This is a genomic window from Rhodococcus sp. SORGH_AS_0301, from assembly GCF_030818285.1.
GTDB lineage: Bacteria > Actinomycetota > Actinomycetes > Mycobacteriales > Mycobacteriaceae > Rhodococcoides.
The window spans coordinates 1,307,746-1,325,314 of sequence record NZ_JAUTAC010000002.1 but is presented as its reverse complement, the minus strand read 5'-3'; the positions used below and the strand labels follow the sequence as shown (position 1 = coordinate 1,325,314).

Here is a 17,569-nt window from a genome sequence, read left to right as displayed (position 1 = left end):
TGCGCATCGTCAGATGCGCACAAGGCGCACGGGGGCGAAGCCCACTAGAGCATGCAGCTGACGCAACCCTCGACCTCGGTCCCCTCGAGGGCCATCTGGCGCAGCCGGATGTAGTACAGCGTCTTGATTCCCTTGCGCCACGCGTAGATCTGCGCCTTGTTGATGTCGCGGGTGCTCGCGGTGTCCTTGAAGAACAGCGTGAGGGACAGGCCCTGGTCGACGTGCTGCGTCGCTGCCGCATACGTGTCGATGATCTTCTCGTAGCCGATTTCGTACGCGTCCTGGTAGTACTCCAGGTTGTCGTTGGTCAGGTACGGCGCCGGATAGTAGACGCGGCCGATCTTGCCTTCCTTGCGGATCTCGATCTTCGACGCCACCGGGTGGATGGAACTGGTGGAGTAGTTGATGTACGAGATGGAGCCGGTCGGCGGGACGGCCTGCAGGTTCTGGTTGTAGATGCCGTGCTGCTGCACCGACGCCTTCAACTCGACCCAGTCGTCCTGCGTCGGGATGCTGATTCCCGACTGGGAGAACAACTCTCGGACACGCGCTGTCTTGGGCTCCCAGGCGCGCTCGGTGTACTTGTCGAAGAACTCGCCCGACGCGTACTTGGACTGCGGGAAGCCTCCGAAGTAGCTGCCGCGCTCCTTCGCCAGACGGTTCGAGGCCCGCAGCGCATGGAACAGCACGGTGTAGAAGTAGATGTCGGTGAAATCGACACCCTCCTCGCTGCCGTAGTGGATGCGCTCACGAGCGAGGTAGCCGTGCAGGTTCATCTGGCCGAGGCCGATGGCGTGCGAGGTGTTGTTGCCCTGCTCGATGGACGGCACCGAGTAGATGTGGGTCTGGTCCGACACGGCCGTCAAGCCGCGGATGGCGACCTCGATGGTCTGCGCGAAGTCGGGCGAGTCCATGGTCTTCGCGATGTTCAGCGAACCCAGGTTGCACGAGATGTCCTTGCCCACATGGCTGTACGAGAGATCCTCGTTGAACGTGGACGGCGTCGAGACCTGCAGGATCTCCGAGCACAGGTTCGAGTGCGTGATCTTGCCCTCGATGGGATTGGCCCGGTTCACCGTGTCCTCGAACATGATGTAGGGGTAGCCCGACTCGAACTGCAGCTCGGCGAGGGTCTGGAAGAACTCGCGCGCCTTGATCTTCGTCTTGCGGATGCGCGCGTCGTCGACCATCTCGTGGTACGTCTCGCTGACGTTCACGTCGGCGAAGGGCTTGCCGTAGATGCGCTCGACGTCGTACGGCGAGAAGAGGTACATGTCCTCGTTCTTCTTCGCCAGCTCGAACGTGATGTCCGGGATGACGATGCCGAGGGACAGCGTCTTGATGCGGATCTTCTCGTCGGCGTTCTCGCGCTTGGTGTCGAGGAACTTGTAGATGTCCGGGTGGTGCGCGTGCAGGTACACCGCGCCGGCACCCTGCCGCGCTCCGAGCTGGTTGGCGTACGAGAACGAGTCCTCGAGCAGCTTCATGATGGGGATGACGCCCGAAGACTGGTTCTCGATGCGCTTGATCGGCGCACCGGATTCACGAATGTTGCTGAGCAGCAACGCGACTCCGCCACCACGCTTGGACAGCTGCAGTGCCGAGTTGATGGAGCGACCGATGGACTCCATGTTGTCCTCGATGCGCAGGAGGAAGCAGGAGACGGGCTCGCCGCGCTGCTTCTTGCCCGAGTTGAGGAACGTGGGAGTGGCCGGCTGGAAGCGGCCGGCGATGATCTCGTCGACCAGGTCGGTCGCGAGAGTCTCGTTGCCGGCGGCCAGCGTCAGCGCGACCATGCACACGCGATCCTCGAAGCGCTCCAGGTAGCGCTTCCCGTCGAACGTCTTGAGTGTGTAGGACGTGTAGTACTTGAACGCACCCAGGAAGGTGGGGAACCGGAACTTCTTGGAGTAGGCGTGCTCGATCAGACCCTTGACGAAGGATCGCGAGTACTGGTCGAGAACCTCTGCCTCGTAGTAGTTCTCCTCCACCAGGTAGTCGAGCTTCTCGTCGAGGTTGTGGAAGAAGACCGTGTTCTGGTTGACGTGCTGCAGGAAGTACGCCCGCGCGGCGTCCCGGTCCTTCTCGAACTGGATCTCGCCGTTCGGCCCGTACAGGTTGAGCATCGCGTTCAGAGCGTGATAGTCGAGCTCCGAGTCGTCACGGCGCGACACGGCGGGAGACGAGTCGGTGATGGTCGGTGCCATGTGCGTACTCCTGAGATCGATGATGGGCGGTACTGGTGCGGACGATCAGATGGTGCAGGTCGCGTCGAGCCGGTCCCAGAACTCGGCGAGTCCGGTGCGGACCCGCTCCACGTCCTCCGGGGTACCCATGACTTCGAAGCGATAGAGGAACGGGACCTGACATTTTGCCGAGACCACGTCCCCGGCGAAACAGTACGAATCGCCGAAGTTGGTGTTGCCCGCGGCGATGACGGCGCGAATGAGGGACCGGTTGTGCTCGTCGTTGAGGAACCGGATGACGGGCTTGGGGACGTAACTCGTGTCGCGCCCCAGCGCGGTGGTGCCGCCGCCGTAGGTCGGGAGGATCAGGACGTACGGACGGTCGATCTCCACGTCGTCGCGGGGATAGCGAACGGGGATGCGCGTCGCGGGGATCTCGAGCTTCTCCACGAACCGGTGGGTGTTCTCCGAGACGCTCGAGAAGTAGACCAGCGATTCGGACACGATGCTCCATCCTCCGCCGACTCTGCGCACTTCTTCGACATTCGCGACGGCGCGGACCGGGTGGGTCGGCCGTCAGCGGTGAGTCGGGAACTCACCCCAGCCGGCCTCCTCGTCCGAAGGCGCGGCGGACGCGCTTCAGGCAGCGGCGGTGACGAGGGTCTTGATGCGGTCGGGACGGAAGCCGGACCAGTGGTCCTCGCCTGCGACGACGACAGGTGCCTGCAGGTAGCCGAGCGCCATGACGTAGTCACGTGCCTCGGGATCCTGCGAGATGTCGATGACGTCGTACTCGATGCCAACTTTGTCGAGAGCGCGGTACGTGGCCTTGCACTGCACGCAGGCGGGCTTGGTGTAGACGGTGACGGTGGTGGCGCTCATGAATCCTCTTCTCCGCATCCTGTGTCCGGATGCGCTCGCTGTTCGCCCGAGAGCTGTCCTGCACTGCTGCTGTGGGATCGCACTGGAGAAAGCGAGACCCGCCGACTCTGCCGTGCACACCACTGACAACCTGTCCGAGAGACCGGGCCGGACCCGCATCCACCCCTCCGAAAAGGGGGTGATGCGGGCCTCGAGCCGTTGTGGCCTCTCGGTGTTCAAGACACTACACCTAGTGTCCGACAGTGCAAGGCAACACCACACTTTGTAATGACACTGGTGGAATTACCTGGTCGGACGCGAAAAACTCCGGCGTGTCGCGACCCCTCGGGCGCGTCGCGAGACCGCGCTGCGGACGGGGCCTCGAGCCTCAGGCGTCGACGAGCTCCGCGCGGGTGAGCGCCGTGACGACCTCGGCGATGTCCGCGGCGATCTGTGAGTTGTCACGGGGATGGCCCCCGTCGATCGCGGCCACCACGCCACCGATGGCGAGATCGACGTCGTCGAGCACGCTCGCGCCGGCGATCCGCGCCGCCTTCTCCGTGTCCTCCTTGGCCCACCGGGCGCCGTTCGAGCTCGGCGAGGAACTGATGACGGCGGTCGGCTTGGTGGAGATGGCGCCGCTGCCGTAGGGGCGGGAGAGCCAGTCGATGGCGTTCTTGAGTACTGCGGGGATGGTGCCGTTGTACTCGGGCGTGAGCAGCAACACGGCGTCGGCGTCCTGGACGGCCGCGCGCAGAGCGGTCACGGTGTCGAGCGAGGCGACCGACTCGGGGGTGTCGATGTCCTCGTTGTAGAACGGAAGGTCTCCGAGGCCCTCGTGGATGACGACCTCGACGCCCTCGGGTGCGACGGACGCGGCGGTCTCGGCGAGACGACGGGTGATGGAGGCGGCGCGGAGGCTGCCGACGAGTGCGATGACGCGACTCATGGGTGGGTCCTTTCGACGAAGTGTGTCCGTGATCTACAACCGGACCGTAGTCCACTTTCTTCCGTCACGCGCTATCCTGACGGTGTGACACATGCCCCTCTGCCGATGGCGGCCGACGACAGCGAGCGCTGCGACGCCGCGCGCAACCGCCGTCTGCTCCTCGACGCCGCGATCGGGCTGGTCGACGAGCGCGGAGCGGACTCCGTCACCATGGACGCCGTGGCAGCCCGCGCAGGTGTGGGCAAGGGCACCGTGTTCCGTCGGTTCGGCAGTCGTGCGGGTCTGATGTTCGCTCTTCTGGACCACACCGAGACCGAACTCCAACAGGCCTTCCTCTTCGGTCCTCCCCCGCTGGGCCCCGGCGCACCACCGCTCGATCGACTCGTCGCGTTCGGCCGTGCCCGCCTCGACCTGGTCGCCGTGCAGGGTGAGGTGCTGCGGGCAGCCGAGAACTCGCCCGTCTCGCGCTTCTCCGCGCCCGCCCACGCGGTCGGCCTGACCCACGTGAGCACACTGCTGCGGCAGATCGGCGTGTCGGGCGATGTCACGTTGCTGGCCTACGCGCTGCTCGCCCCGCTCGAGGCCACTCTGGTGCTGCACCTGCAACGCGACGCCGGAATGACCACCGAGCGCCTCGCCGACGGCTGGGAGGATCTCGCCCGCCGCATCGCCTCCGCCTGACCTCAGGCCAGCGCGAGGGTCCGCGTCGCGGCGTCGGCCAGTGCCACGCCGTAGCTCCGGCCGTGACCCGCCGCGTGCACTGCGAGGGGATGCAGCTGATGCAGAGGCACCCGTTCCTCGGCACCCGGAGCGAGCTCGTGCTGCTCCTGATAGCCGTCGAGAAGGTGCTCGAGGTGCGGACAGCCGAAGAGAGACAGCATGGCGAGGTCCGTCTCGCGGTGTCCGCCGTGCGCCGCGGGGTCGATGAGCGTCACGCCGCCGGGCGTCCAGAGCACGTTGCCGGTCCACAGGTCGCCGTGCAGACGCGCCGGAGGGTCGGTCGAGTCGAACGACCCGTCCGCGACGACGGAGCAGGCACGCTCCACGAGGTCGGCCTCGTCCCGCGTGACCGTGCCGGCGTCGACCGCGACACGGAGATACGGCAGCACCCGTTCCTGCGCGTAGAACTCACCCCAGCGGTCGTGCTCCACCGACGACATGGTGCGCGATCCGATGAACAGCGTTCCGTCGAAACCTGCAGGCGGCGAGCCGAACCGGGGGGCACCGCTGTCGTGGGTGCGGGCGAGCAGTGCGCCGAAGCGGCGAGCAGCGTCCGGCGTCGGCCGGACGGAGTCGAGGCGTTCGAGAACGATGTGGTCGGCCGCGACCTCGAGGACGTCGACCGTAGGCGCTCCCCCGTCGGCGAGCCACCGCAGACCTGCAGCTTCGGCGGCGAAGAAGTCGGGATGCGCGTCCTCACGCCGTTTGACGAACGCCATCTCTAGCCGCCGGCGAAGGGCGGGAGTACGTCGATCCGGGAACCGACGGGGTAGGCGTCGTCGCGGACCATCTCGTCGCCGATGAGGAACACCGCCACGTCCAGCACACGATTCAATTTCTGCCCGTGGCGTCCACGCAGCGCCGACTTCACGTCCGCCACGGTCGCGCCGACCCTCAGGTCGTAGGACTCCTGCGTGGTGCCCGCAGCGTCCGCGGCCCCCGCGAAGTACCGCACGTCCACAGTCACGGACTCAACCACCGATGGCACCCATCGAGCGTTCCGGCGGCACGAAGTCCTCACGTTCCATCCCGTGGCCGGCCCACTTGTTCCACATCGCTCCGCGCCAGAGGTCCGCGATCTCCTCGTCGGTCGCACCCCCGCGCAACGCCACCCGCAGATCGGTCTCGGAGTCGCTGAACAGGCAGGACCGCACGGTCCCCTCCGCCGTCAACCGGGTCCGGTCGCAGTCGGCGCAGAAGGACCGGGTGACCGAGGCGATGATGCCCACCGTGGCGGGGCCACCGTTCACGGTCCACTCCTCGGCGGGCGCGGACGGATCGGTGCGGCCGATCTCGGTGAGCGTGAACCGCTCCCCGAGCAGATCGAGCAGTTCCGCCGCCGACACCATCGTCGAGCGCGCCCACTCCCGGTCGGCGTCGAGCGGCATCTGCTCGATGAACCGCAGATCGACACCGCGGTCCAGGCACCACTGCACCAGGTCCTGAGCGCCGTGCAGAGTCTCGCGCATGAGAACGGCGTTGATCTTGACCGGCGTCAGTCCGGCCGCCAGGGCCCCGTCGATGCCGCCGAGCACGGCGGGCAACCGGTCCCGCCGGGTCAACGATGCGAAGTGCTTGCGGTCGATCGTGTCGAGAGAGACGTTGACCCGGGTCAGACCCGCCTCGCGAAGACGCTCCGCTCGGCGTTCGAGGCCGATGCCGTTGGTGGTCATCGACAGTTCGACACCGGGTGCGTGCTGAGAGGTCAGGGCGATGATGTCCACGATGTCCTTGCGGACCAACGGCTCGCCGCCGGTGAAGCGGACCTCGCGCACACCGAGGAGTCGATCGGCGACGCCGACGAGGCGGGCGATCTCCTGCGCGGTGAGCAGCTGTTCGAACTCCAGGTTCGGCAGCCCCTCGGCCGGCATGCAGTAGGTGCATCGCAGCGAGCACTTCTCGGTGACCGAGATGCGCAGGTCCCGCGCGATGCGACCGAAACTGTCCAGCAGGTGCGGAACGTCCGGACGGCCGACCATGGACGGCGCGCGCACGACACCGGGCAGGCTGGGAATTCCCATGCTCACCGTCGTCATCCGATCACCTCCACTCGCCGTTCACGTCAGTATGCCCGTTCGGGGCAACGGGAACCCGACCGTCCTCATTCCCGCTCTAGGATGACCGCATGGGCCATGCGCACACGACGTCGGCACGCTCGGTCGAGGATCACGCCGTTCGGATCGACGAGATGATCACCCGCGCGTGGTCCGCTCGCCCCCCGGAGACGGTTCCGCTCACCGATGCGCTCGGCCGCGTGACGCACGCGGACATCGAGGCCCTCATCGACGTCCCCAACTTCCGGAACTCCCAGATGGACGGATACGCGGTCGACGCGGAATCGGTTGCCCGCGTACCGGTCACACTGCCGGTCACCGGCGTTCTCGCCGCCGGCGATGCCGGGGACGAACGGCATCGGTCGGGCACGGCACGCAAGATCATGACCGGCGCTCCGGTACCCGAGGGCGCCGACGCGGTGATCCCCGTCGAGGATACCGAGATGGACGGGGACGGTGTCCGCGTCCTCGGCTCACGGCGCTCGGGTGAGTACGTGCGGGAGCAGGGCAGCGACATCGCGGCGGGGTCGGTCGTCGTCACAGCCGGCACGACGCTCGGCCCCCGTCACCTCGGCGCTCTCACGGCCGTCGGCCGATCCGACGTCACCGTCCGCCCCCGGCTGCGGGTCGCGGTCATCGCGACCGGCGCCGAACTCGTCGAGGCGGGCAGTGCACTCGGACCCGGTCAGCTGTACGACTCGAACGGTCTCACGCTCGCGACCTCGGTGACCGCGGACGGCGCCGTGGTGACGTTCCGCGGCCGCAGTACCGACACCGCCGACGAGTTCTTCGCGATGCTGTCCGAGGCCGCCGAGAACGCGGACGTGATCATCACCTCGGGGGGTGTGTCGATGGGCGACTTCGAGGTGGTCCGGGACGTGCTCGGCCCCCGCGGGGGAACCTTCACCCACGTCGCGATGCAGCCCGGTGGGCCGCAGGGGTGGACCGACCTCGACGGCACCCCGGTGATCAGCTTCCCCGGCAATCCCGTGAGCACCCTGGTGTCCTACCTCGTCTTCGCCCGTCCGGCGATCCGGAGGCTCTCGGGCCTCCCCGACGCGACCGTCACCGAGCGCATCGCCGACGAGGCCGTCCGATCCCTGCCCGGACGGCGACAGTTCCTGCGGGGCCGACTCACGGAGACCGGCGTCGTGGTGTCGTCCGGACCGGGGTCGCACCTGGTGGTGTCGATGGCCGCCGCCGATGTTTTGGTCGACGTCCCCGCGGACACCGTCGAGGTGCCCGCGGGCAACAGTGTGCGAGTGTGGCCGCTGTGAACGATTCATCCGCTGCGCACTCATCCGGGAGTTCCTCCACAGGGCTCTCGCACCTGGACTCCGACGGCCGGGCCCGCATGGTCGACGTCAGCGGGAAGAGCGAGACCACGCGCACCGCGGTCGCCGCCGGGTCCCTGCGGACGACTCGGGACGTGATCGCCCTGGTGCGTGCCGACGGCATGCCGAAGGCCGATGTCCTGTCGACCGCGCGCATCGCCGGCATCGCCGGAGCGAAGCGGACGTCCGATCTCATTCCGCTGTGCCATCCGCTTCCGCTGTCCTCGGTCGCGGTGTCCTTCGGCTTCACCGACGACACGATCACGATAGAGGCCACAGCCGTCACGACCGGGCGGACGGGCGTCGAGATGGAAGCACTGACGGCGGTGTCCATCGCCGGGCTCACGCTGCACGACATGGTCAAGGCCGTGGATCCGGCAGCGTCGATCGAGTCGGTGCGTCTGATCCGGAAGGAGGGTGGCAAGCGCGGCGTGTGGACGCGCGACGACCACCAGCCCGACACCTCCTCCACAGCAACGCCTCTCGGCGATCGAACTGCGGTCGTCGTCGTCGCGTCCACCGGCGGCGCAGCCGGGACGCGCGAGGACACCACGGGACCGCGCATCGTGTCGTGGCTCGGTGACCGCGGTTTCGACGTTCGAGGGCCTCTCGTGGTGGCAGACGCCGACGTGGCCGCGGGCTTACGAGACGCCCTCACCGGCGGACCCGCCCTGATCATCAGCACCGGCGGCACGGGCGTCTCCCCCACCGACGCCACACCCGACGCCACCCGGCCACTGCTCGACCGCGAACTACCCGGCGTCGCGGAGGAGATCCGACGTACGGGACTGGCAGCCACCGTGCGCGCCTCGATCAGCCGCGGGTTGGTGGGCGTCGCTGGGAAGACAGTGATCGTGAACCTGCCCGGATCACCCGGCGGAGTGAAGGACGGACTGACGGTGCTGGATCCGATCGTGGACCATCTCGTCGCCCAGGTACGCGGAGGCGGTGCTCACGAATGACAACGGTTCTCGCCCGGATCTCGAGCGATCCGATCGATCCAGCGGAGGTCTCCGACGCCGTCTCGGGTCCCGAACACGGTGCCGTGCTGGTGTTCTGGGGAGTCGTCCGCGACCACGACCACGGCGAGTCGGTGTCGGCACTCGAGTACCGAGCCCACCCCGACGCCGAGAAGTTCCTGCGTCGCTGCTGCGAGGACGCGGCCGCGTCGTCCGGCCTGCCGACGGCGGCCGTGCACCGCGTCGGCGACCTGACGATCGGTGACACCGCTCTCGTCGCCGCGGTCGCGTCTCCCCATCGCGCCGAAGCATTCGCAGCGTTGCAGGCGTTGGTCGATCGCATCAAGACCGAGGTGCCGATCTGGAAGCGCCAGCAGTTCCCCGGCGGCACCAGCGAGTGGGTGGGGCTCTAGCGGTCGCCGGTGCGCAGGAACCTGTGCACCACGAGTGATTCTTCGTCGGTCGCACTCTCGGTGCGGACCATCGCCTCGATCCGGGAACGCGCCGCCGCGACGTCGAGTCCCGAGCCGATGAAGACCAGCGCGGTGTCTCCGCGGGACGAGGCGGTCTCGACGTCGATGTGGACGCCGACCGTCTGGACGACGAATCGCGCCGCGCCACGGCCGAATCGAACGAATCCCTTGGATCTGTACAGCCCCGCCGGCGGGTTCTCGAGGAACTCGAAGAACGCCCGCGGATCGAGGCAGTCGCTGGTCTCGACGCTGAACGTCTCGTAACTCGCGTGCAGGTGGTCGTGGGGATCGTCCTGCTCCCGCAACAGATCGTCGAGGGCGAGTTGCCGGGGCTCGTCGTCGGGCCGCTTCGGCGGATCGAGAAGGAGCGACACGTCCACGGCTCCGTGCGACGTCACCACCGTCGGGGCAGCGGGAGCCGCGTCGCGCACCAGCGTGAGCACCTCGTCGATGCGTCCGGGTCCCACCGCATCCGCTTTGTTCACCACCACCAGGTCGGCGAGACCGAGATGCTGAGCGAGGTGCTGGTGCCGGGCCGTCGACTCGAGCACGTGCAGGGCGTCCACGACCATCACCATGCCGCCGTACCGGATCCGCGAGTCGGTGCTCGCGACGACCATCCTGATGAGAGTACGTGGCTCCGCCACACCGCTTGCCTCGACGACGATCGCGTCGACGGCGGCACTGGTCGCGGTGAGGGCTCCGAACATCTCGTCGAGATCCTCGGTGTCGACGGCGCAACACAGACAGCCGTTGCCCAGGGTGATCATCGAGTCGACCTGCCCGGCGACCAGCATCGAGTCGATGTCCACGGCGCCGAAGTCGTTGACCACCACGCCGATTCGAATGCCGTGATTGCGGCGGAGGAGATGGTTGAGCAACGTCGTCTTACCGGATCCGAGGTACCCGGCGACGAGGACGACCGGAACAGCGCTGCGAGACACCGCGTCAGGGTACGTCAGCCGATTCAGCCTCCCCGCCCTCACCGACCGGCCTCCGGCCTCCCCGCCCTCACCGACCGACCTCCGGCCTTCCCGCCACGAAATCGACGATCCCGGTCGCGATCGCCGCCGCATGGGACGCGCGACCCTCAGCACTCTCGAGCTCGGCGGCATCCGACGGGTTCGACCCGTTGCCCATCTCGAGGAAGACGACGGGGACGGTCGTGAGAGCGGGGGCGGCCACGTCGGATCGCACCTGCAGCCCGTCCACCCCCGCATAGTTCGCCGGTGTGAATCCGGCTCGCTCGTACGCGTCCCGCATGGCGGTGGATGCACGCCGTCCCTCACCGGACTGCACCTCGTCGACGTCGGCGGACGGCACCGGCAGCGCCGGGACGATGACGTGGAATCCGTGATGCGCGTCGTCGGACCGGAGTGAGGTGGAGTCGGCGTGAACACTCACCGCCACCGCGGCGCCCGATGCACTCGCCGCCCGCGCACGGTCGGTGATGCACCCACCCCATCCCGTGTCGTCCGGCCGGCTCAGCACGATCTCGGCACCCAGACTCTCGAGGCGCGAGGCCACCAGTTGCGACACGTCCCAGACGATGGTGTGTTCCGGCGTTCCGCCGAGCGCCGTCATCCCGCTCGTCTGGCAGTCCTTCGTACCGCCCCGGCCGTCGTCCACCTGCGCTGCGAGGTTCTCCCCGTGGCCCGTTCCCTGGTGTCCGGGATCGAGGAAGATCACGGTGCCCGCGAGCGGTGCGTCCGGTGTCACCGGGATCGCAGCGGCCCCCGGCGGGACCGCCACGGAGACCAGTGCGACCGCGAGGATCGAGACACCACAGTGTCGTGCAACCGACGATCGCATACGCCCCACTTCCCACCTCGGCGCACGTGCGCCGACACGATGTTCTCGCGATTTCCAAGAATGGCACGGCGAATTGGTTGAACGTGTGATGATCGGTAGCCGTCCGTGACCCCGTCGTGACCGTTCGCGAGTCCGGACAGCGTGAATCGCGATATCCGTGCACAATGGCTCCGCGCCCCGAGAAAATGACGTGTATCGCGGCGCCCCCGACCGAATTGGAAGGGCGGTTCACACGGTATGGTCTCGGCAAAGCGTGATTAACCGAGCTCAGCGACGAAAGCAGAAGACATGGCGAAGAAGGTCGTTGTTCAGCTGGTCGACGACATCGACAGAACACCTCTCGAGGACGACGGCGAACACATCACGTTCGCGGTCGACGGCACGCACTACGAGATCGACCTCGGGCCCGACAATGCCGCCGAGTTCCGACGTGTTCTGGGTTATTACATCGAGCACGCGGCGAAGGTGTCGGCCGGAACGCACAGCGGACGACGCAGCACGAAGCCGATGGGACGACGCAGTCCCGAACAGACCAGGGCCGTGCGCGAATGGGCCGTGGACGCGGGATTCACGGTGTCGAGCCGCGGGCGCATTCCCTCCGAGGTGCAGAGCGCGTACGACGCAGCGCACTGACACCACATCACACGCGAAAGGCCCCGTACCTGACCGGTACGGGGCCTTTCGCGTGTCTGCCAACTTCGGTGGAGCTGTTACTCGGTGGAGCTGTCAATCGGTGGAGCTAAGGGGACTCGAACCCCTGACCCCCACACTGCCAGTGTGGTGCGCTACCAGCTGCGCCATAGCCCCGTGCTCTTCTGACCGTGAGAAACAGTGTTTCGCACCGCTCGAAGAACGCTCGACCGAAGTTACACCATCGGTTCGACGAGGTCCAAATCAGCGTCAGCCGAGATCGGACACCCAGGCGGAGTTGGTGGTGGTGTCGACGATCGCGCCGTCCACGATGACGGTGGGAGTGCCTCGCGCGCCGGCAGCTGCGAGCGCCGCGCTGCCCGTCGCAGCGTCGGTGGCGGCGTCCGCCACTCGCGTTCCGTCGGTGATGCACTGCGCCGCCTCGTCGGAGGCTCCCGCCTCCGTGGCGCGGGCGGCGAGCTCGTCCGCGGTGTGGTCCGCGCTGCCCTTCTCCTCCGGCTGGAAGTCCGGCGAGAACAGGGCCGAGTGGAATGCGGAGTAGGCGGGCCCGTCGCCCGTGGCGGCGACGCACTGCGATGCGGCGGCCGCACGGGTGCTGTAGTCACCGCTGGGCGACAACTGATTCAGGAAGTCGAGCATGTGATAGCGCACCGCGATGGTGCCCTCGTCGATCTTCTGCGCGAGTTCCTGGCCGTAGGTGTTCTCCAACTCGGCGCAGTACGGGCACATCGCGTCCTCGTAGATGTCGACCGTGCGTGTCGCCTCCGGGAGACCCAGCCGCACCACGCCGTCGTCGTCGACCGAGGAGGTGACCGCCGCATTCTGCACGGACCCGTATCCGTCGGCGCGCGGCTGGCTGCGGGAGTTCTGCCACAACACTCCGCCGATGACGACGGCCGCGATGACCAGGAGAGCGAGACCGCCCAGAACATAGGTCGACGTGCTCGACGACTTCTGTGGCGTGTACTTGCTCGACGATTTCGATGACGACGATTTCGAGGCATTCACGCGAATACTGTGTCACGCGCGACTGACAGTGTGCTGAGAACTGGATGTCAGGTATGCCAATGCTTGCTGGTAGAGACGTTCCGGCGCGCGTACATTCGCCCCGTGACCCACATCGAGCCCCGTGATCCGCAGGCGTCCGCCGTGCCCGTCGAGGGAGGGCCCGGCCTGCCCCACGACATCGATCACACACACGCCGACGTCTCGGGAGGCTGGCTCCGGGCCGCCACGTTCGGGGCCATGGACGGACTGGTGACCAACACCTCGCTCATCGCGGGTGTCGGCGGTGCGGGCGTCTCGACGCACATGCTGGTCCTCAGCGGAATCGCCGGCCTCGTCGCGGGAGCGTTCTCGATGGCACTCGGCGAGTTCACGTCCGTGTCCACCCAGAACGAGCAGATCGATGCCGAGGTGACCACCGAGCGCGCCGCGTTCACGAAGTACCCGGAGGCCGAACAGGCGGAGTTGGTGGGCATGCTCACCGACATGGGCATGTCGACCGAGACGGCCACGGTCGCCGCGCGCGAGATCCACACGGACGCCGATCGTGCCGTGGATCTGCACATCTCGCGGGAGTTGGGTGTCGACCCCACCGAGAAGCCGTCACCGTGGGTGGCGGCCGGATCGTCCTTCGTCCTGTTCTCGATCGGCGCGATCATTCCGCTCATACCGTTCCTGCTGGGATCGGACGTCCTCGCCCTCGGGCTCGCGTGCGGCGCCGTGGGCCTCATGATCGCGGGCGCGCTCGCCGCGCACTTCACCTCGCGGTCGACCGTCGTCGGAGCGCTCCGCCAACTGCTGTTCGGCTCACTCGCCGTCGCGGCGACCTACGCCGTCGGATCCCTCATCGGTGTCGGCACCGCCTGAGTCGCCGTCCGGATCGATCGTCACCGCGCTGGGCTTCCCGGTCAGCGACACCCGCCCGGACCGCGTGTCGGGTACCACCATCCAACCGACCGCGGCGATCAGCAGGATGGCACCCGAGGTCCCGAACGCGGCCGCGTAGGAGAGTTCCGTCACGAGTACACCGGCGACCAGCGGCCCGATGACCGAGCCCACGTCCATGGCCATCTGGAATGCGGCGAGGACGGGGCCTCCACGGGCGCGCGAGCCGATCATGTCGGCCACCGCCGCCTGCTGGGTCGGCGTGATCAGCCCGGACCCGAGCCCGGCGACGAAGGTGATCACGAGGAACACCTCCGTCGATCCCGAGATGCCCATGGTCGCGGTCGATGCGCCGCACAGCAGGAGCCCGGCGACGAGGAACGGCTTGCGCCCGTACCGATCGGACCATCGCCCCGCCGGCACCAACACCACCGCATTGCCCACCGCGAACACCGCGAGGGCCACGGCGGCCATGGAATCGCTGCGTCCGAGCGCAGCGACGACGAACAGCGGCACGATGGCCGTGCGCACGCCGAACACCGCCCATCCGTTGGCGAAGTTGGACAGCAGGGCCGACCGGTACGTCGGGGAGCGCAGGGCGTCGGCGAACCGCAGCACGACCGCCGCGTCCCGATCGGCCTCCGTGGTCGCGGCGGGTGTTCGCAGGCCCACCGCGACGACGGCGGCGGCCGCGACCAGCGTCACGGCGTAGAAGACGAACGGCGCCCGCAGACCTCCGACACCGAGCACGATGCCGCCCACGAACGGGCCCAGGACTGTGCCGGCCAGGAAGCTCGACGCGTACATGCCGGAGACGCGCCCGCGGCGATCGGGCGGGGCGATCCGGATGAGCAGTCCCAGCGCGGACACGGTGAACATGGTGGACCCGATACCGCCGAGCGACCGGAAGAGGAGGAGTTGCCAGTACGTCTGGGCCAGTGCGCACAACCCGGTCGACACCGCGACGACGACGAGACCGGTGAGGTAGACCCGGCGCTCGCCGATGCGCTGCACGAGCGATCCGCTGGCGGGCGCGAAGATCAGCCGTGTCGCCGCGAAGGCACTGATGATGACGGTGACCGCGAACTCGTCGACCCCGAAGGCGAGCGCGAACCCCGGGAGCGCGGGCGCGACGATGCCGAAGCCGAGTGCGATGACGAACGCGGCCGAGACGAGGATCCAGATGTCGCGGGTGGGATCGGGGGCGGTCCCCCGCGTCCCGGCACCGGCCCCTGCTGCGGCGCTCACTCCCCGGTCAGGACGGACGACACGAGATCGCGTGCGGCGCTCTGCACCTCGGCGAGGTGATCCGCACCGCGGAAGGACTCGGCGTAGATCTTGTAGACGTCCTCCGTACCCGACGGCCGAGCGGCGAACCAGGCGCTGTCCGTGGTGACCTTGAGTCCGCCCAGAGCCGCCCCGTTGCCGGGAGCCGAGGTGAGCGTGGCGGTGATGTCCTCCCCCGCCAGGGTGGTCGCGGTGACCTGCTCCGCCGACAGCTTCGCCAACACGGCCTTCTGCTCGCGCGTCGCGGGCGCATCGGTGCGTGCGTAGGACGGGTCACCGAACTGCTCGGTGAGCTCCCGGTAGCGGGTCGACGGTGTCTTCCCGGTCACCGCGGTGATCTCGGAGGCGAGCAGGGCCAGGATGATGCCGTCCTTGTCGGTGGTCCAGACGGATCCGTCCGTCCGCAGGAACGAGGCGCCGGCGCTCTCCTCGCCGCCGAACCCGATCTCACCGGAGACGAGACCGGGCACGAACCACTTGAACCCCACGGGCACCTCGAGCAGGGCGCGACCGAGCGAGGCCACGACGCGGTCGATCATCGAGGAACTGACGAGGGTCTTGCCGACCGCCGCCTCGGCGGGCCATCCCGGCCGGTGCGAGAACAGGTAGTCGATCGCCACCGCGAGGTAGTGGTTCGGGTTCATCAGTCCGCCGTCGGGGGTGACGATGCCGTGCCGGTCCGCATCGGCGTCGTTGCCCGTCGACACGTCGTAGTCGTGCCGGGCGCCGATCAACGACGCCATCGCGTTGGGCGACGAGCAGTCCATCCGTATCTTGCCGTCGGTGTCCAGGGTCATGAACCGCCATGTCGCGTCGACGAGCGGGTTGACCACGGTCAGATCGAGGCGGTGCCGCTCGGCGATCGCCGCCCAGTAGTCGACGCTCGCACCGCCCAGCGGATCGGCGCCGATGCGCACACCCGCGGACCGGATGGCATCGATGTCGACGACGGACGGGAGATCGTCGACGTAGGTGGTGAGGAAGTCGTACTTCTGCACGGACCCGGCCAGTGCCGACGCCAGGGACACGCGCTTCACGGACGACACACCGGAGCGCAGGATCTCGTTGGCGCGCGCCGCGATCACGGAGGTGGCGTCGCTGTCGGCGGGTCCACCGTTCGGCGGGTTGTACTTGAAACCGCCGTCGCGCGGCGGGTTGTGGGACGGCGTGACGACGATGCCGTCCGCGAGCGCCGACGGACCCGAGGCGTTGTGACGCAGGATCGCGTGGCTCACCGCCGGGGTGGGCGTGTAGCGGTCTGCCGAATCCACCAGCACCGCAACGTCGTTGGCGGCGAGAACTTCCACGGCGGTGACCCACGCGGGCTCGGAGAGCGCGTGGGTGTCGCGACCGAGGAAGAGCGGTCCCGTGGTGCCCTGCGCGGACCGGTACTCCACGATGGCCTGTGTCGTGGCCACGATGTGGTCTTCGTTGAAGGCGCCGTCCAGGGACGATCCACGATGTCCGGAGGTACCGAAGACCACCTGCTGATCGGGATTCTCGACGTCCGGCTTCACGCTGTAGTAGGCCGTCACCAGATGCGACAGATCGACCAGATCCGATGCCTGTGCCCGTTGTCCCGCTCGCTCGTGAGCCACTCGGGTCCTCCTGTGTCGATTGCGTACCCCCGCCCCGAGAACCCTAGTGGGCGAGCAACGACCGCGGACCACGACTGTCGGATCGAGACCCCGACCGCGTCGTCGGACGGTCAGAGATCGGGCAGCGCGGAGAACTCGGCGATCGCGATGACGTCCTCGAGAGCGGTCGCGAGGACGTGGAGTCGTCGTCCGACCGTTTCTGCCGCGAGCACCTTCGCGCGATCGGACGAGCCGAGCGGCAGGGACGACGCGAACTCCCAGACCTCGGCGACGGAGCGCGTTCCGTCCGCGTCGACACGCGGCGCCTCGGGTGTGGGCAGATCGCGCGAGCGTGCGATGCCTGTCAGGATCTCGAACAGCCGGTCGGTGCGCTCCTGCACGAGGTCGTACACCTCGTCCAGCGACTCGTCGCCCGCCGGGAGATCGGGCCAGGCGGTGACACGCGCCCGCGGGTACGGATCGTCCGGCAGCCACTCCAGCACGCGGATCCGGTCGACTCCGCGGCACTCGAGCACGAAGCGCCCGTCCGGTGTGGGGAGGGCGCGGTCGATCCGGGTCGACGCTGCGGCCACGCCGCGCACGTCCCCGCCGCCGACCTCGTGGCCTCGCTCGATGAGCGCCACCCCGAAGTCCGACTCGGTGTCCAGGCAGTGCTGCACCATCGCGCGGTAGCGGGGCTCGAACACGTGCAACGGCACGTCGTCCCCCGGAAGTACCACCGAGCCGAGCGGGAACATCGGGAGCTCGTAGATGTCGTCGGACCGGGCGTGCATGTCGTCGTCCACACCACCAGCA

The 17,569-nt window shown here is 68.0% G+C and carries 19 protein-coding genes and 1 tRNA gene; 6 read left to right on the top strand and 14 right to left on the bottom strand.

Features of this window, described 5'->3' with window-relative positions; translation table 11 throughout:
- Window positions 1-44: 44 nt before the first annotated feature.
- From nrdE to QE397_RS06890, 4 genes are all read right to left on the bottom strand, one after another.
- Complete coding sequence (nrdE, locus tag QE397_RS06905; RefSeq protein WP_027507046.1) at window positions 45-2,207, bottom strand: class 1b ribonucleoside-diphosphate reductase subunit alpha; 2,163 nt, start codon at window positions 2,205-2,207, stop codon at window positions 45-47.
- Between the two features lie 45 nt (window positions 2,208-2,252).
- The gene (gene nrdI / locus QE397_RS06900) at window positions 2,253-2,690 is read right to left on the bottom strand and encodes a class Ib ribonucleoside-diphosphate reductase assembly flavoprotein NrdI (RefSeq protein WP_037187075.1); all 438 of its coding nucleotides are present in this window, start codon (window positions 2,688-2,690) and stop codon (window positions 2,253-2,255) included.
- 135 nt (window positions 2,691-2,825) lie between these two features.
- On the bottom strand, window positions 2,826-3,068 hold the full coding sequence (locus QE397_RS06895) for a redoxin NrdH (protein ID WP_307092501.1): 243 nt from the start codon (window positions 3,066-3,068) through the stop codon (window positions 2,826-2,828).
- A 367-nt stretch (window positions 3,069-3,435) separates the two neighbouring features.
- Window positions 3,436-3,996, bottom strand: coding sequence for an NAD(P)H-dependent oxidoreductase (locus QE397_RS06890; protein ID WP_222637772.1), 561 nt, complete (start codon window positions 3,994-3,996; stop codon window positions 3,436-3,438).
- A gap of 84 nt (window positions 3,997-4,080) precedes the next feature.
- Here QE397_RS06890 and QE397_RS06885 point away from each other — a divergent pair, with 84 nt between their 5' ends.
- Window positions 4,081-4,677: a TetR/AcrR family transcriptional regulator gene (locus QE397_RS06885; RefSeq protein ID WP_027507050.1), complete on the top strand. Its 597-nt coding sequence runs from the start codon at window positions 4,081-4,083 to the stop codon at window positions 4,675-4,677.
- Window positions 4,678-4,679: 2 nt separating this feature from the next.
- Here QE397_RS06885 and QE397_RS06880 read toward each other — a convergent pair whose 3' ends face one another.
- Genes QE397_RS06880 through moaA form a run of 3 tightly spaced genes read right to left on the bottom strand, consistent with a single transcriptional unit; the run spans window position 4,680 to window position 6,752 of the window.
- A complete protein-coding gene (locus tag QE397_RS06880) occupies window positions 4,680-5,435 on the bottom strand; it encodes a fructosamine kinase family protein (protein WP_222630639.1) in 756 nt (251 codons plus the stop codon).
- A 2-nt stretch (window positions 5,436-5,437) separates the two neighbouring features.
- Window positions 5,438-5,683, bottom strand: a complete 246-nt coding sequence (locus QE397_RS06875) for a MoaD/ThiS family protein (RefSeq protein WP_307092495.1) — start codon at window positions 5,681-5,683, stop codon at window positions 5,438-5,440.
- Between the two features lie 4 nt (window positions 5,684-5,687).
- Complete coding sequence (gene moaA / locus QE397_RS06870; protein WP_222630637.1) at window positions 5,688-6,752, bottom strand: GTP 3',8-cyclase MoaA; 1,065 nt, start codon at window positions 6,750-6,752, stop codon at window positions 5,688-5,690.
- An 89-nt stretch (window positions 6,753-6,841) separates the two neighbouring features.
- On the opposite strand from moaA, the gene glp reads away from it, so the two are divergent.
- From glp to QE397_RS06855, 3 genes are read left to right on the top strand one after another with little or no spacing between them, the layout of a single operon-like run.
- Window positions 6,842-8,047 carry a gephyrin-like molybdotransferase Glp gene (glp, locus tag QE397_RS06865; protein ID WP_307092492.1) on the top strand — a complete coding sequence of 402 codons (1,206 nt, stop codon included), beginning with the start codon at window positions 6,842-6,844 and terminating at the stop codon, window positions 8,045-8,047.
- The gene (gene moaCB, locus QE397_RS06860; protein ID WP_307092490.1) at window positions 8,044-9,066 is read left to right on the top strand and encodes a bifunctional molybdenum cofactor biosynthesis protein MoaC/MoaB; all 1,023 of its coding nucleotides are present in this window, start codon (window positions 8,044-8,046) and stop codon (window positions 9,064-9,066) included. Before glp ends, moaCB begins: the two co-directional genes overlap by 4 nt.
- A complete protein-coding gene (locus QE397_RS06855; protein ID WP_204868029.1) occupies window positions 9,063-9,476 on the top strand; it encodes a molybdenum cofactor biosynthesis protein MoaE in 414 nt (137 codons plus the stop codon). Before moaCB ends, QE397_RS06855 begins: the two co-directional genes overlap by 4 nt.
- Here QE397_RS06855 and QE397_RS06850 read toward each other — a convergent pair.
- Together QE397_RS06850 and QE397_RS06845 are read right to left on the bottom strand one after the other, a co-directional pair.
- A complete protein-coding gene (locus QE397_RS06850) occupies window positions 9,473-10,480 on the bottom strand; it encodes a GTP-binding protein (protein ID WP_307092488.1) in 1,008 nt (335 codons plus the stop codon). The two genes, QE397_RS06855 and QE397_RS06850, sit on opposite strands and share 4 nt — an antisense overlap.
- A gap of 67 nt (window positions 10,481-10,547) precedes the next feature.
- A complete protein-coding gene (locus QE397_RS06845) occupies window positions 10,548-11,348 on the bottom strand; it encodes an N-acetylmuramoyl-L-alanine amidase (protein WP_373425215.1) in 801 nt (266 codons plus the stop codon).
- 288 nt (window positions 11,349-11,636) lie between these two features.
- On the opposite strand from QE397_RS06845, the gene QE397_RS06840 reads away from it, so the two are divergent.
- Window positions 11,637-11,981, top strand: a complete 345-nt coding sequence (locus tag QE397_RS06840) for an Lsr2 family protein (protein WP_027505883.1) — start codon at window positions 11,637-11,639, stop codon at window positions 11,979-11,981.
- 101 nt (window positions 11,982-12,082) lie between these two features.
- Here QE397_RS06840 and QE397_RS06835 read toward each other — a convergent pair.
- Together QE397_RS06835 and QE397_RS06830 are read right to left on the bottom strand one after the other, a co-directional pair.
- Window positions 12,083-12,155, bottom strand: a tRNA-Ala gene (locus QE397_RS06835).
- A 93-nt stretch (window positions 12,156-12,248) separates the two neighbouring features.
- Window positions 12,249-13,007: a thioredoxin domain-containing protein gene (locus QE397_RS06830; protein WP_027505882.1), complete on the bottom strand. Its 759-nt coding sequence runs from the start codon at window positions 13,005-13,007 to the stop codon at window positions 12,249-12,251.
- A gap of 111 nt (window positions 13,008-13,118) precedes the next feature.
- Here QE397_RS06830 and QE397_RS06825 point away from each other — a divergent pair, with 111 nt between their 5' ends.
- Window positions 13,119-13,871 (top strand): VIT1/CCC1 transporter family protein, encoded by a 753-nt coding sequence (locus QE397_RS06825; protein ID WP_373425281.1) that lies wholly within the window; start codon window positions 13,119-13,121, stop codon window positions 13,869-13,871.
- Here QE397_RS06825 and QE397_RS06820 read toward each other — a convergent pair.
- From QE397_RS06820 to QE397_RS06810, 3 genes are all read right to left on the bottom strand, one after another.
- Window positions 13,812-15,137 carry an MFS transporter gene (locus QE397_RS06820; RefSeq protein WP_081821272.1) on the bottom strand — a complete coding sequence of 442 codons (1,326 nt, stop codon included), beginning with the start codon at window positions 15,135-15,137 and terminating at the stop codon, window positions 13,812-13,814. The genes QE397_RS06825 and QE397_RS06820 overlap by 60 nt on opposite strands.
- Window positions 15,134-16,774 (bottom strand): phosphoglucomutase (alpha-D-glucose-1,6-bisphosphate-dependent), encoded by a 1,641-nt coding sequence (pgm, locus tag QE397_RS06815; protein ID WP_307092484.1) that lies wholly within the window; start codon window positions 16,772-16,774, stop codon window positions 15,134-15,136. The genes QE397_RS06820 and pgm overlap by 4 nt, the downstream gene beginning before the upstream one ends.
- A gap of 110 nt (window positions 16,775-16,884) precedes the next feature.
- Window positions 16,885-17,559 (bottom strand): LON peptidase substrate-binding domain-containing protein, encoded by a 675-nt coding sequence (locus QE397_RS06810; RefSeq protein ID WP_307092482.1) that lies wholly within the window; start codon window positions 17,557-17,559, stop codon window positions 16,885-16,887.
- Window positions 17,560-17,569 lie beyond the last annotated feature (10 nt).

Bases quoted from the DNA above. Each gene is read 5' to 3' on its own strand.
- QE397_RS06845 (WP_373425215.1), bottom strand. From the start codon at position 11,348: ATGCGATCGTCGGTTGCACGACACTGTGGTGTCTCGATCCTCGCGGTC.
- nrdE (WP_027507046.1), bottom strand. From the start codon at position 2,207: ATGGCACCGACCATCACCGACTCGTCTCCCGCCGTGTCGCGCCGTGAC.
- QE397_RS06840 (WP_027505883.1), top strand. From the start codon at position 11,637: ATGGCGAAGAAGGTCGTTGTTCAGCTGGTCGACGACATCGACAGAACA.
- glp (WP_307092492.1), top strand. From the start codon at position 6,842: ATGGGCCATGCGCACACGACGTCGGCACGCTCGGTCGAGGATCACGCC.
- QE397_RS06890 (WP_222637772.1), bottom strand. From the start codon at position 3,996: ATGAGTCGCGTCATCGCACTCGTCGGCAGCCTCCGCGCCGCCTCCATC.
- QE397_RS06880 (WP_222630639.1), bottom strand. From the start codon at position 5,435: ATGGCGTTCGTCAAACGGCGTGAGGACGCGCATCCCGACTTCTTCGCC.
- QE397_RS06895 (WP_307092501.1), bottom strand. From the start codon at position 3,068: ATGAGCGCCACCACCGTCACCGTCTACACCAAGCCCGCCTGCGTGCAG.
- moaA (WP_222630637.1), bottom strand. From the start codon at position 6,752: ATGACGACGGTGAGCATGGGAATTCCCAGCCTGCCCGGTGTCGTGCGC.
- QE397_RS06855 (WP_204868029.1), top strand. From the start codon at position 9,063: ATGACAACGGTTCTCGCCCGGATCTCGAGCGATCCGATCGATCCAGCG.